At 42.7% G+C, this 14,374-nt stretch carries 9 protein-coding genes; all 9 read right to left on the minus strand.

Annotated elements, in window-relative coordinates:
* Nucleotides 1-57: 57 nt before the first annotated feature.
* Nucleotides 58-5,607, minus strand: coding sequence for a pullulanase (locus D8M04_RS13170; protein WP_121523716.1), 5,550 nt, complete (start codon nucleotides 5,605-5,607; stop codon nucleotides 58-60).
* Between the two features lie 445 nt (nucleotides 5,608-6,052).
* A complete protein-coding gene (gene larE, locus D8M04_RS13175; protein ID WP_121523718.1) occupies nucleotides 6,053-6,862 on the minus strand; it encodes an ATP-dependent sacrificial sulfur transferase LarE in 810 nt (269 codons plus the stop codon).
* 55 nt (nucleotides 6,863-6,917) lie between these two features.
* The gene (locus D8M04_RS13180) at nucleotides 6,918-7,547 is read right to left on the minus strand and encodes a bifunctional 4-hydroxy-2-oxoglutarate aldolase/2-dehydro-3-deoxy-phosphogluconate aldolase (protein ID WP_121523720.1); all 630 of its coding nucleotides are present in this window, start codon (nucleotides 7,545-7,547) and stop codon (nucleotides 6,918-6,920) included.
* A gap of 15 nt (nucleotides 7,548-7,562) precedes the next feature.
* A complete protein-coding gene (locus D8M04_RS13185) occupies nucleotides 7,563-8,519 on the minus strand; it encodes a sugar kinase (RefSeq protein WP_121523722.1) in 957 nt (318 codons plus the stop codon).
* Nucleotides 8,520-8,764: 245 nt separating this feature from the next.
* Complete coding sequence (locus D8M04_RS13190; protein ID WP_187695448.1) at nucleotides 8,765-9,724, minus strand: C-terminal binding protein; 960 nt, start codon at nucleotides 9,722-9,724, stop codon at nucleotides 8,765-8,767.
* A 71-nt stretch (nucleotides 9,725-9,795) separates the two neighbouring features.
* Nucleotides 9,796-10,743, minus strand: a complete 948-nt coding sequence (locus D8M04_RS13195; protein WP_121523726.1) for a U32 family peptidase — start codon at nucleotides 10,741-10,743, stop codon at nucleotides 9,796-9,798.
* A 2-nt stretch (nucleotides 10,744-10,745) separates the two neighbouring features.
* A complete protein-coding gene (locus D8M04_RS13200; RefSeq protein ID WP_246001243.1) occupies nucleotides 10,746-11,654 on the minus strand; it encodes a dihydrodipicolinate synthase family protein in 909 nt (302 codons plus the stop codon).
* Nucleotides 11,655-11,669: 15 nt separating this feature from the next.
* Nucleotides 11,670-12,818 carry a galactonate dehydratase gene (gene dgoD, locus D8M04_RS13205; RefSeq protein ID WP_121523728.1) on the minus strand — a complete coding sequence of 383 codons (1,149 nt, stop codon included), beginning with the start codon at nucleotides 12,816-12,818 and terminating at the stop codon, nucleotides 11,670-11,672.
* A 78-nt stretch (nucleotides 12,819-12,896) separates the two neighbouring features.
* Nucleotides 12,897-14,363: an alpha-ketoglutaric semialdehyde dehydrogenase GucD gene (gene gucD, locus D8M04_RS13210; RefSeq protein ID WP_121523730.1), complete on the minus strand. Its 1,467-nt coding sequence runs from the start codon at nucleotides 14,361-14,363 to the stop codon at nucleotides 12,897-12,899.
* Nucleotides 14,364-14,374 lie beyond the last annotated feature (11 nt).

Below are 14,374 nucleotides of genomic sequence, written 5' to 3' on the forward strand. Positions count from 1 at the left end.
CGGCAAGAAGTGCTTGACAATCACAGCACTTCAAAGATCAACTATACCAGCTTAACCTTACCGCTTCTTCCCCTTTTCTTTCTTTTCATCCCCACTCACTTTTACAACCACCGCAGTCAAGGCATCGATCGTAATTCCATCTTTCTTCCATCGAAATCCTGTTGGATCCTTTACCTTTTTCGTACCGGATTCATCACTGTCAACAATTACCTTTCCGGAGCTTAAATCGTAATCTGTAAGTGTCAGTGTACGCTCTTTATCGTCAGCATTGATGAAGACGTAGTACGCTTCCTTCCCATTGGACGATTCGGCCCGGTAGCCAATTATCAAATCCCTTTCCTTTATTTCCGGAGCTTCTATTTTCGTAACATTTGCATCCACTTCTTCCCTTGTTCCCAATGTAAATGCATCAGTGGAACGACGCAGTTTAATGAGCCCCTGTGTATAGTTTCTCGTTTGTACATGAATCGGATATGCTTTTTTGTTTGTTGCTCTTTCCCAATCAAACTTATTTACGGCATCTGATGAATCATACGAATCATGAATAAAATAAGGGTATTGGAATGGATTACCTCCTGCATCTGTCATGTAGGTAGATTTATACGGCGGATTATCAACGGGCTCGCGATAATCCTCATGCCGGAATTGCTTAGTCCGACCATATTCCTGCCCGGCATGCAGGAAGGCGGTTCCCTGTGATGTCAACACCATCGTATTCCCAAGGCGAATTCGTTTATGGATTTCTTCTTCGTGATCTTTCGGATCCTTCTTAATCGACTGTGCAATCACATCATGCAGTGTCAGATTGTCATGTGCAGCAATATAAGATACGACATCTCCTGGATCATCTGCCAGGAAATTATGCGGGTTAGCTGTTACATTATCGAAAATCTGCTCAATATCTCTTGCCCCGCCTGTGAGAAAACGTGGTTCGCCTTCAGAGCCGAAACCGGACTTGAGTTCATTTCTTATTTCATCGGAAAATGAGGCAACGCTATCTGTGTGTTGCATCCAATCCTGATCTGCCGGCATTACATCTGCCCCTATTTCATCTCCTGCATACGTTCTCCAACCCTCACCAATCATGACGATATTTGGATTGAGTTCCTTCGCTTTGTCGTATGCAATCTGGATCGTTTCTGCATCATGGTCTCCCATCATGTCGAAGCGGAATCCATCCACTTTAAACTCATCTACCCAATATTCAATGGAATCGACAAGGACTTTTCTTGACATTTGATGTGTCGTACCAAGCCGGCCTCCACCAAAGCTTTCTCTTGGTGTACCATCCCCATCCATAAAGTGATAGTAATTGGGCTCAAGATTTTCAAAAATATCTACGCGTGCCGTATGATTGTATACGACATCAAGAATGACGCCCATATCACGCTTGTGAATCTCCTTTATTAAAAACTTGAATTCTTTAATCCGTTCCTCGGCGTTATCAGGATCCTCCGAATACATACCAGTGAGTGAGAAATAACTATGTGGGTCATAACCCCAATTATAGTTGTTATCACTGGATGAATAATTCACCAATCTTTCTCGTTCATTTTCATTCACATGAAAATAGTTCATCACGGGAAGCAGCTGAATATGGGTAACACCTAAATCCTTCAGATAATCCAGCTTCTCCGTGAAGGCCGAGAATGAACCAAATTCAGATTTCAAGCCAGCTTCTATGCTTGGGTCTGATGTGAAATCACGGACATGTGCCTCATATATGATGGCACCCTCCCGTTTTTGGAATCCTTCAATATCAGCGTAACGGAGAGTCGGTCCAACTTTCGATGGATCTACAATGGCCGCTTTGCCAACAGGTACTTCATCTTCCTCTTCCACATTCCATGTCGCCATCGATTTCGCGTAAGGATCCAAGGCAAGCACTTTTTCCCCATCCCGCTCTATTTCATAATGATAATAATATCCTGTTAGATTCGAAACACCAGTATTGCCTTTATCAAGCGTAACCTCCCAGACCCCACGGTCCCCTTTTTTCATCGGAATCGGATCACCGACCACTTTATACTGATCTTTTTTATGGTATAAAATAACCGAGACGTTGTCCGCGCTTGGCGACCAAACTTTTAATGTAGCCGATTTATTTTTGTTCAAGGTCGCTCCTAAGTCGTTTCCATCATAACTGTAAAGCTTATCTGTAAGCCTCCAGCTCTTATGCACCTGTACCGTTTGATTCATAAATGTAACACTGTATGGGGCACTTTCTGGAGTAAAAGCACCTGCAAGGTGAACCGTCTTGCCATCTTCATCCTTAGTAACTTTGGTCCATTCCACGTCATTACCATCTTTGTCCTTTAAGTCTATACCTTCTTTAATTTCTTCCTCTGTAAAGTCATCTGTAGAAGAAAAAGTCAGTTCTATTTCTTCTAAGGAAACAAGTTCCCCATATTCCAGCCCTTCTTCGAAAACATAATAGGGATTGGTATAAACGGTTTCATCTCCCTCTTGCAGGAAAATCTGGTTATGCGCTTCAAGTTCAGCAAAAGACATATCTCCTGTCTGCCGTCCACCATTCTGCCGTTCCACCAACAGAAATCCAATTTCCTTTGCATTTTCTGTCAGGTCAACATCCACATAGGCACCGTACTTTCCAACCTGCTCATTGGAAAAAGCATGTGCACCCATTGGCCAGTTCTGACTCGGTTCTGCCACATCGCCCCACGTCCACACTCCCCATGGCTCATAGGCGGCTTCCTCACTCTTGTAATGAATTCTTAGTTTATTTGGACCGAGATCAGCGGGTTCATAAAGTGATACCTTTCCATCTTCTGATAACCAGATTTCATTCATTTGGGGTGACAGGATATCGACGAAAATATCACCTGTCAGATTGGAACCATTGGAATGATTGACAAGCATCCCTACTGTCTCTGCACCTTCCGTAAGCTTGATATCGACATAGGCACCATAGTCTGTCAGCGGATTCTCCGTAAAAGCGGAAGCCCCACCAGGCCAACTGCCATTTTGTTCCGATGCTTTCTCTACATCTCCCCAAAACCATAAACCAAGCCCTGTGAAATCATTGTCTTCCCGCTCATAGTGAACACGCAGTGTATCCTCAGGGATTTCTTCCATCTCTTGATCTCCAATGATTTTCCCATTTGCAGCAGTCAGTAATGCCGTTCCCCCATCGGCCATCGATGGCAGTGTGATAGAAATCGTTTTATCCTCAGATGCCTTGTACGTGTTACCGGAGTAATGGTCTGTTACAACGGTTTCTGCCGAGTCTACGGCTAAGGTGACTTCTTTTTCATCGTTTGAAACATTCAAGCCGACATAGACGGAATCTTCGTTATGCTCTCGTTCAATCAGCAGAAATTGTTCCGCATCTGATCCCGCAAGAGCATCTCGTGTGCCGTCAGAGAGAATCTCGGAAAAGTCTTCCCTGAAATCCAGTACTTTTTGATAATGTTCTAAAATGCTATTATCTTGAGCAAGGTCCCAATCGATATTGTAGCGATTATCGAGGATTGGATAGTTATTCTCCCCGCTTAAGCCAAGCTCTTCTCCATAATAGATAACCGGCTGCCCTTTTGCCGTGAGCTGTAAAGTAGCCGCTGCTTTTAATTTTCCTTTGTCACCGCCAACGGAATAAAGGAACCCGTCTTCATCATGACTTCCAAGGAATTGCCCAAGCGTTGCCGTATTGGATAATCCACTATTTCTGCTTTCAAGAAGATCATTCGCACTTTCCAATTTTCCATTCACAAAATCCCTGGCAATATTCTTAAACTCAAAATCGAGCAGGGAGTCCATTTCCCCTGACTCTAAGAATCCAAAGTCCTCATGCTGCCCCGCTCCCCATGCCTCGCCAATCATTTTGAATGCAGGATCCTTGTTTGTAACGGCGTTCTTAAAAGCTTTCCATGTTGTATGGTCTACATGTTTCACCGTATCGACGCGGAAATAGGAAATCGCATTGCCATTTACCGTTCTTGATTTTTCAATCCAATCTGCTTGCCAATCAATTAGCTGTTCACGAACTTCCGGATTCTCCGTTATAAAATCGGGAAGACCGGCAAGTTCCCCTGTTACCTCATCATTCCCTACATCACTTCCCTGGCGAAGAAGTGGCTTGAATCTGGAACGTTCTTCATCAGTGGGATAGCCAGCAGGTTGCTCGGCTTCTGGGAGTTCACCATCTATTTCCTTCAACCCATATCCAGCATGGTTAAGTACCACATCGACCATAATCTTCATATTGCGAGCTGCAGCTTCATCAATCAACTCATGCAAGTCTTCGATATCCCCAAAATGAGGGTTTAGATTTTCAAAATCACTTCCCCAGTATCCATGATAGCTATAATAAGGTTGATCCTGATTGTCATCCGAGGAATTAAATCGAACATCATGTCGTACATTTTCTACGATCGGGCTAATCCAAATCGTATTCACACCAAGCTCATCGAGATAATCCAATTTTTCGGTTATTCCTTTTAAATCCCCACCTTGATAGGTTCCTGGCTTATTTTTATCATAATCGATTCCATAGGGATCATTATTCGATGCATCTCCATCAAAAAATCGGTCTGTTAAGAGAAAGTAAATGACGGCGTCATCCCAGTCAAAATCTCCCCCTTCATTAATCTGACGTGTTTTCACTTCAACCGTCGTTGTCACGTTATGAATATTGCCGAATTCGTCCACGACAGAAAGTGGAATCTCCTTGATTCCAGCAGGTACTTCCTCATTGACTGCTATCGAGACTTGATTAAGATCGGGATCTACTGCTAGTTTAGCGGGACCACCGAGTGATGTCGTATCAGCATAAATCTCTCGTACTCCTGCCCCCGACTTATTTTCAATATCTAATGAAAGAACTGCATTTTCGTTATAATCGATAGCTTTAGGAGATACTGTCGCAGAAACTGACATATCGACTTTCCGATTTTCGATGACAGACTTCCGATAATACGGATCGGTCACTTCCACTGTTTGACCGTCTTTCGTTACCAAAAATGAATAGTGATATGCCCCTTCCGGAAAATCCTCATAAGTATATTGGTAGCGTTCATTTCCTTCATCATATTGCATCTCAACTGTCTCACCAGCAACCTTTAGTTCTACTTTTTCTATGCTATCCATCCTATCATTGTGATACAGATCGGAATCGCGGTAATAAAAGAATGCATCCCCATTCGAAATCTGTGGCTTTGGTATTTCAGGGACAATATAAGCCTCTTGCTCTCCTTGCTTTACCGTTACTTTGGTAATCGATTCCTGTTGATTGATCCTGATGAAACGATCGATATGCTGTCCATTCGGTTCCCGGTCGCCCCAATCCTTTTTGCGTACGATAAATCCTATGTCCTTCGTGTCAGGGGCGACTTCAATAAAAGCTGTCGCATGCCCGTTTTCAAAGTCGGTAAAATCAATGTTGTCTTCCTTGACCCCCGTATTCCAAACCCACACATCCCAATCTTCATAATTTCCATCCGGTCGTTCATATGTCAGTCGGACGATGCGATTTTCGGTATTTCCATCCGCAATGACTTGCTGAAGTGGAACAAACGGTAATGTAGCGCTTAATAACATGATGCAGATCATAATGATGGCCATAAAACGAATCTGTACATGATTGCGCATAATGTTACTCTTCCTTCCTATTTAGTTTATTTTTGAACAAGGTTGGAAAATGTCCGTATAAAGAGGTTAAAAAGTAGATTAATAGTTTACCAGTGGAGTTTTTAAAACTAGAAAGCGTTTTCTTTATTATTACACATGCCCTTTTCATAATCAATATGATTTCCACTATTGATAGTCGTGGACCGTTCTTTATGTTAAAGATACAAAATAGATAGTCAGCAATGAGGAAAAAACTTTATTGCTTAGGTGGTCTCTTTGGAGTAAAAACAGAAGATCACAGAACTCTTTCCTGTGATTGTGCTGAAGAGAGAGCTTTATAGACTCTAACGAAAGGGTTTCAACAGAAAAGAGGCCTCAAATTAATCAGCCTCGTTGGAGAAAATCCATCAAAAGTTTTTATTGAAAATCAAACCTCCCACTATACGCTTGCACTATTATTAAGCAATCACAGCATTAGATTCATGCTTCCGCTTTTATAGCCTGTTAAGTCCATCGCCACATATTTAAAACCAGTTTGTTTCAATTTTTCTGAAACTTGGTCATGGTTTTGCAGGAGGCTGTCCATATCCTGCGAATCCACTTCTATTCTGGCAATCTCATTATGAACCCTGACTCTCACCTGCTTTATGCCAAAGCTTTTTATGAATTGCTCTGCTTGATCGACTTTCTTTAACTTTTCAATTGTAATTTTTTCACCGTAGGCAATTCTGGATGATAAACAGGCCATTGAAGGTTTGTCCCATGTATCAAGCCCAAGTTCTTTGGAGCGAATGCGAATATCTTCTTTTGTTATATCCGCCTCTGCTAGCGGCCCTCTCACATTTTTTTCCATTGCAGCTTTTACACCTGGCCGATGTTCACCTAAATCATCTTTAATAAGTCCAAATGTCAGGTTCTTGTAACCTTGCTCTATCATAATGGGATAAAGCTTCTCGAACAGACCTTTTTTGCAGAAGTAACATCTGTTTGAATCATTTTCGGCATAGCCAGGGATGGAAAGTTCCGACATTTTAATAACTTGATGCGGAGCATTCAATGACTCAGCAATTCGAATCGTTTCTTCCAGCTCAGAACGAGGGAAAGACTCAGAATCTGCTGTAATAGCCAAAACATTTTCTGCCCCCAGGATATCCAATGCCACTTTTAATAAATATGTACTGTCCACCCCTCCGGAAAAGGCAATGATTACGCTCTCCATCTCCGTTAATATCTTTTTTAGCTGCTGCTCTTTGGCCAAACTAAGTTGTACATCCACAGATCGTATCCTCCTTTATTAACAGTCATGAGCTTTTTAGCGGCATTTTGTAATTTTAGTTTCCCGCTAGTGCTGAGAATTGCTTTGCCTTTTTAGTTAGGTTGGCATAATCCTCTTCAGAATTTAATTTTTTTGCATTAACTAACGAACCACCGATACCAGCAGCAACAGCCCCTGCTTTCAAATAGTCTTGGAGGTTTTCAACGCTTATGCCACCTGTAGGCATTAATGGTATATGTGGAAGTGGTCCTTGCAGACTTTTAAAGTAAGAAAATCCCATTGCATCAGCTGGGAACACCTTGATAATATCCCCGCCATTTTCATAAGCAGTCAGGATTTCTGTTGGCGTAAGGGCGCCGGGTATACTAAGAACACCATATCGTTTTGCCATTTGAATCGTCTTAGTATTAACGGTTGGTGAGAAAATAAATTCCGCTCCGGACATAATAACTGCTCGTGCTGTTTCAGGGTCCAAAACTGTCCCTGCCCCAACAATGACTTTATTTCCAAACTCTTCTTTTACTTTTTCGATTAACGTGCATACCTTTGGTGTTTCGACTGTAATTTCAAGTGTGCTGATTCCACCTTCCTGCAGTGCATGTGCTATTGGTAAAATTTGATCGGGATGTGCACCGCGGATTACTGCAACTATTTTGCGATTCTTTAATTCCACTAACCTGTTCACTAATTCTCCTCCTTTTTATCTCGTAACGTCTTCCAAGCCACCGTTCATAAAGGCAGCAAGATCAAATCGATTCGGCAAGCCTTCTACATCACCATTTACCATTGTCACCATCGCACCCATCGCATTGCCACGACGTACCGATTCTTCCAGCGGCATTCCGTCCAACAACCCAGAAAGCACTCCAGCCGCAAATGCATCGCCTGCCCCGATTGGATCAACTACCCGCTCCACAACAAACCCAGGCACTTTAGTCATAGGTACCGATTTAGAAGAAACCAGTGCTCCTTCTTTTCCCAGTTTCATAATAACTGTTTCAACTCCAAGGCTATGAAATTTTTCAACATAATCCTCCATCGTACAAGCACCAAATAAAAATTCTGCTTCGGCAATGCCCGGGAGAAAAATATTGCTCTCAGAAGCATATTTTTTTAAAAAATGGCGGGCTTCTTCTTCGTCTTCCCAAATTTTCAAGCGGAGATTTGGATCAAAAACAATTTTCGTTCCATTTTTTTTGGCAGTGCAGATTGCTTTTTCAAGCATTTCCCGGCACGATATACTCAACCCTGGCGTTATACCCGTAAGATGAAGATATTTAGCATCTGAGATAGCATCCTCCGGCAGCCATTCAGCACTCATCTTGCTAGCGGCAGATTCTTTTCGATAGTAATAGACGCGCATATCATTCAACCGCCTGAATTCTTTAAAAAAAACGCCGGTCGGTGAAGTTTGATCTCGTGTCACATAGGAAACATCCACTCCTTCGCCTCGAATGAATGAATACATGGCATCCCCGAACTCATCCTCTCCAAGACGGCTGATCCATCTTGAGCGATGGCCAAGACGGCTTAATCCGATGGCAACATTGGATTCTGCTCCACCAAACTTCATCGAAAAGGAATGGGCATGGCGAAGCATGCCCTCTTCATTTGGTGTAAATAAAACCATCGTTTCCCCGATTGTTACAACATCCATGTCTATCAACCTCTTTCTCTTGTTAGTCGGCCTTTAAAAAGCATTCCGATTCACTCAATCGTAATACTAATTCTGTATCCAACAATTAGCCAAACTTCAGATTTCCGCCATTTCCACTTCAGGAGGGTGTGCCTGCTGCTATTAAATACCAGGTCTCAGAGTCATGGACTGTGATATAGATGATATGATTTGCAGAATGGGTCAAAAGCATACTAGTTTCATATTTTCTCGGCAGCGATTCTTTCTTATATAAGAGCATAAGGCGTTTTTTCACCTTTTAAAACCTGAACTATATTTTTCGCAGCTTTCTTACGAAGTTCAATCATTGCTTCCTCGGAATACCAGGCGCTGTGCGGAGTAATAATGACATTGTCCATGTTGAGAAGCGGGCTATCCATGCTTATAGGCTCTTCTTCTGTTACATCAAGAGCAGCACCAGCTATTTTCCCTTTTTCAAGAGCTTCTATAAGTGCCTTTTCATCTATAATTGGCCCGCGAGCTGTGTTTATGATAACGGCATTTTTCTTCATTTGACTAAAACGTTTTTTATTTAACATATGGAAGGTATCTTTAACAAGCGGTACGTGAACAGACAAATAATCAGCTTCCCGTATGATTTCATCAAACTCCATTTTCTTTACCCCAGCAGAAGCCATCTCTTCTGCCGAAACGAAAGGGTCATACGCTGCTGTCTTAAAGCCAAGAGGCTTTACTTTTTCAATAAATCGGCGTGGAATGCGTCCAAATCCGAGAACCCCTACTGTCTGCTCGTTAAAACGATGAATCGGTACACAAGCTTTGAAGTCCCAATTGCCTTTTTTTACTTCATTATTTAATAAAGTCACTTTGCGTGCCCATGATAATAAAAGGGCCAGTGCATGGTTCGAAACCTCTTCCATCCCATAATCAGGTACATTTGCAACCGTAATGCCTTTTTCCTTCGCGGCTTCTAGATCAATCGTGTTGACACCTACCCCGTAGCGAGATATAACCTTGGTATTCTCTAAAGAATCAATAACACGTCGCGATATCGGTGCGTATTGATTTAGAATAGCATCTGCTTTTTTTGCCTGCTCCACAACCTCTTCTTCTGTTTTGCATTGTACTTTGACGAATTCAATATCAAGGCCGCTTTCCATAAAGATTTCTTCTTCATATTTCAGACTTTCAAATTCATAGTCTGTTAACAGTACTTTAAAAGCCATCCTCATTTCCCTCCCTAAAATGATTGTAAGAAATTCCTGAAGCAACATGGGGACACATCAGGAATCTATTGTTATTTAGCTAACGTTTTTCCGACTTTCGGAATTCCAAGCCCTTTGGCGCCAAGCTCTGAGGTTTTTGCCTTCGGATAGTAGCGTTCAATCATTTGAATGCCTATGGAAGCGCGACGGACACGCTCTTTCACAAGGGAAATATTGGTACTTTCCCACTGTTTTCCTGAAGGATATACATCCGGATGATTGCGCAGACCAAATTTAATGTAAACTGGAGCAAGAACCCGAATGATCTCCGGAATCTCATAATACCGCAGGAATCCGCCAAAATTATCAGGAACTTCTACATACAAATCGATTGGAATATCAATGGCCTGCCGGATCGCTGCAAGTTTAGCCAGCGGCAATGCGGATGGAACATTGTAGGTACCTGCCCCAATATCTTGCATTAACTTTACCGAAACTGGATTGGCTGATCCCATTTGTACGGATACCTTCACAACAAAGTCTTCTGGCAACTGTCCAATACTTTTCATTTCTTTTGTTAAAAGAAGAAGCCCTTCATCAGCCACAAGTGCGCCCCTTAAACCAAGTGCTGCACCGCGCTTTAAATCTTCCATTGCATAAACCAGCTGATCGGCTCCTTCGTGGCGAAGTGCTTGGGATTTGCCGCCCGATGTAAACGGGGCTGCACTTATATCCCATGTTCCTCGTGGACCTACAAATAAGCTAAGCTCCATTCCACGTTCTGCTGTCAGATCACACATCTCTTTAATTTCTTCATCTGTTTGAAGCATAATACCGCTTCCCTGGGAGACACGGTGAATCGTAAGGCCGAGCCGGTCAATTTCTTCGAGAGTGGCTTTTAATGCTACTGGACCTTCCACACTAGGAATTTCAACACGGTACTGTGCACCGTCAGGGAATCTTTTTAAGGATGTCGGCAACTCTTGAAAATCAGAAGATGGATAGCCTAATTTTTCTAGTAAATCACGGGATTCTTTCATAATTAGACGCCTTCTTTCGTAATGGTAGTTTCTAAGAGACTTTTAACGTTTTCACGTAAATTTGTTGGGTATACATCAAACGGAACCCGATGCCCCGCTGCTGTATCAAACCAGCGCAGATGGACCGCTTCTTTCATTGCTGTGAAGTACGTAGGGCAATACGTATATAATTCCATGAGCTTGGAAATCAGCCGATGGTTCCTCTGCGCCTCCGCAAGATCCCCTTTTTGATAAGAATCATATAAATCGACGGAGATTTCCGGCGCAAAGACTGCACTTCCATTAATACTTCCTGCTGCACCAATCATTTGCGCAGGAAGAAGGTGCTCATCAAAGGCGGAGAAAACAAGGAAATCCGAACGGACTTTTTTCACTTCTGTCAGAACTTGTCGAAGGTGGCCAAAATCACTGACTGTCTCTTTAATACCGGCAATATTCGGGTGATCTGCCGCTAATTTCAAAATCAGTTCAACAGGCAGGTTCTGCCCTGTTAAAAGCGGAATATTATAAATGAACACCTGTAACTCAGTATGGTTGGCAACTGCTGAATAAAAACGGTAAAGCTGCTCATCTGAAAGCTTCCAATAATAGGGGCTTACAACCAGAACACCATCCGCTCCCATTTCTTCTGCATATGAGGTTAGTTCAAGGACTTCCTTTAACGCCGTATGGCCTACCCCAACCATTACTCTTACACGGCCATGAATATGTTTGATTATTTCTCTTATATAAAGTTTCCTCTCCTCTATTAAAAGGGAAGAAAACTCTCCTGAACTGCCCATCAGTAAAACGCCCTGAATATTCTGTGAAATCAATTTATCTATATAGCGTTTATTTAGCTCTAAATCCAGATTTCCCGATTCATCAAACAAGGTGACGACCGGGGGAATAATTCCATGAAAGCTCAACATATTCTCCTCCTTCTATTACCATTCTGCAATGCTGCCATCTTCATGACGCCAGATTGGATTTTTCCAATCATGCCCGATTTCGGCTGCCTGCTTAACTTTTTCTTCATTTATATCAATACCAAGGCCTGGCTGATCCGGAATGCTCACATATCCATTCTTATAGGCAAATACTTCAGGGTTATGGATATAATCAAGAATATCCATTCCCTCGTTATAGTGAATGCCTAGGCTTTGTTCCTGGATAATAAAATTCGGTGTTGAGGCGTCTAGGTGAACCGATGAAGCAAGCGTCATAGGACCTAACGGACAATGTGGTGCTACCGCCACATCATATGCTTCAGCCATCGCAGCAATTTTCTTTCCTTCCAGAATACCGCCTGTATGGGAAAGGTCAGGCTGGATTATATCAACATAGCCATCTTGAAGAAGTTGCTTAAATCCCCAGCGAGTATACATTCTTTCTCCTGTTGCAATCGGGCAAGTCGTATGGAGTGCAATTTCACGGAGCGCTTCATTGTTTTCCGGAAGCACTGGCTCTTCAATGAACATTGGACGATATGGTTCCAGTTCTTTCACAAGCGTTTTGGCCATGGTTTTATGAACCCGACCATGAAAGTCAACGCCAATGCCAAAGTCCTTTCCTAGGGCTTCGCGAATCGATGCAACACGCTCAATGACTGCTTCCACTTTTGAAAAGCTGTCTATATAGTTCATTTCTTCAGAGGCATTCATTTTAACTGCTTGAAAGCCCTGTTTATGCTTTTCTATTGCGGCCGCAGCGACGTCAATAGGCCGGTCGCCGCCAATCCATGAATACACTTTAATTTTTTGGCGCGCTTTCCCGCCAAGCATTTCATAAACTGGTATGTTGTAATACTTCCCTTTAATATCCCAGAGGGCCTGCTCAATGCCAGAGATAGCACTCATCAGAATCGGACCGCCCCTGTAAAAACCACCTCGATACAACGTTTGCCATATATCTTCAATGTCATTTGGGTTACGCCCAATAATGTAATCTGATAATTCAGTAACCGCCGCTTTCACTGTTTCTGCCCGCCCTTCAACAACGGGCTCTCCCCATCCGCAAATACCTTCGTCAGTATCAATCTTTAAAAACAGCCAACGGGGCAGAACTTTATATAATGAAAGTTTAGTAATTTTCATATGTTCACCTCGCATCTCATTTCTATGTGAATGGATCTTTATTCTTCTGATAGTGAATAGATTTGTACTTCGTATTTATTAAGATCCTTTAATGAAAACCGTTTTAATGGCTGTATAGAATTCTTTCGCAGCTTCCCCTTGTTCGCGTGAGCCTGTGCTTGAAGCTTTCATGCCGCCGAATGGCGCCTGCAGCTCAACTCCCGCACTTTCCGCATTGATACGGACAAGGCCTGCTTCAATTTCATCAATGAATTCCAGAATAGAGCTAATATCCGTTGTAAAGATCGATGCACTCAAACCGTACTTTGTATTGTTCGCCAATTCAATCGCTTCTTCCAGGTTAGCCGCTCTGATTAAAGCAATAACTGGACCAAAAATTTCTTCCTGCGCAATCGTCATATCAGGTGATACTTCTTCAAAAATGGCAGGTTGAACGAAGAATCCATTATCGTATTCGCCACCTGTCAAGACTTCACCACCATGGATAAGTCTGGCACCTTCGTTTTTCCCAATTTCAATGTAATTTTTGAATGTGTTAAATTGGCTTTCACTTGCACAAGGCCCCATCCAAACATCTTCTTCAAGACCGTTGCCTACCGTGATTTTCTCGGACGCTTCGACAAGTTTTTGTTTAAATTCGTGATAAACCTCAGATTCTACAATTACGCGGCTTGTTGCCGTACATTTTTGTCCTGAAGAGCGGAATCCGCCGTTGATAACCTCATTAACTGCCTGATCAAGATTGGCATTTTTCGTAACGATAACAGGATTCTTCCCGCCCATCTCAAGCTGGAACTTGATGCCACGTGCAGCAGCTGCTTTCGCTACACTTTGTCCGACGCTTTCAGATCCTGTAAAGGTTATGGCATTCAATTTAGGATGATCAATCAGCCCCTGACCAATGACAGATCCTGAACCAGTTACAAAGTTTAATACACCCTCCGGAAAACCGGCTTCCGCAAAACATTCCACAACCTTAGCAGCAGTAACAGCTGCTTCACTAGCAGGCTTGAACACAACTGTGTTTCCATATACAAGAGCAGGCGCAATTTTCCAGATTGGAATGGCCACTGGGAAGTTCCAAGGTGTAATGATACCAACGACACCAAGCGGAGTACGCTTTGTGAACATGAGGGCATCTTTGTCCGTTGAAGGAATCACGTCTCCGTCTTTGCGCATCCCTTCCCCTGCATAGTAACGGAGAATGGCTATGCCTCGAGCTGTTTCCCCTTTGGCTTCAGGTAATGTTTTCCCCATTTCCTTTGTCATGGTTTCTGCAATTTCATCTATCCTTGATTCTAGAATGTTTGCTGTTTGGAACAAAAGCTGGCCTCTTGCTGCCTGGCCTAGTTTGCGCCATGCCTTTTTCGCTTGGTGTGCTGCCTCTACTGCCTGGTTTAGTTCTTCTTCAGTAGACTTTTGTACATATCCTATTGCTTCCTTATTAGCTGGATTGATACTTGTAATAACTTCCCCGGATACAGATGCTATCCATTCATTATTAATAAAGTTGTTATACGTTTTTGTTTCGACAACTGTTTTCATGTTTTAATCTC

Origin of the sequence: Oceanobacillus piezotolerans, assembly GCF_003665065.1 — a bacterium.
Lineage (GTDB): Bacteria > Bacillota > Bacilli > Bacillales > Amphibacillaceae > Oceanobacillus > Oceanobacillus piezotolerans.

Excerpts from the sequence above, each read along its gene's own strand:
- D8M04_RS13170 (WP_121523716.1), bottom strand. The coding sequence starts at position 5,607 with ATGCGCAATCATGTACAGATTCGTTTTATGGCCATCATTATGATCTGC.
- D8M04_RS13185 (WP_121523722.1), bottom strand. The coding sequence starts at position 8,519 with ATGGATGTTGTAACAATCGGGGAAACGATGGTTTTATTTACACCAAAT.
- D8M04_RS13190 (WP_187695448.1), bottom strand. The coding sequence starts at position 9,724 with ATGGCTTTTAAAGTACTGTTAACAGACTATGAATTTGAAAGTCTGAAA.
- D8M04_RS13195 (WP_121523726.1), bottom strand. The coding sequence starts at position 10,743 with ATGAAAGAATCCCGTGATTTACTAGAAAAATTAGGCTATCCATCTTCT.
- D8M04_RS13200 (WP_246001243.1), bottom strand. The coding sequence starts at position 11,654 with ATGTTGAGCTTTCATGGAATTATTCCCCCGGTCGTCACCTTGTTTGAT.
- dgoD (WP_121523728.1), bottom strand. The coding sequence starts at position 12,818 with ATGAAAATTACTAAACTTTCATTATATAAAGTTCTGCCCCGTTGGCTG.
- gucD (WP_121523730.1), bottom strand. The coding sequence starts at position 14,363 with ATGAAAACAGTTGTCGAAACAAAAACGTATAACAACTTTATTAATAAT.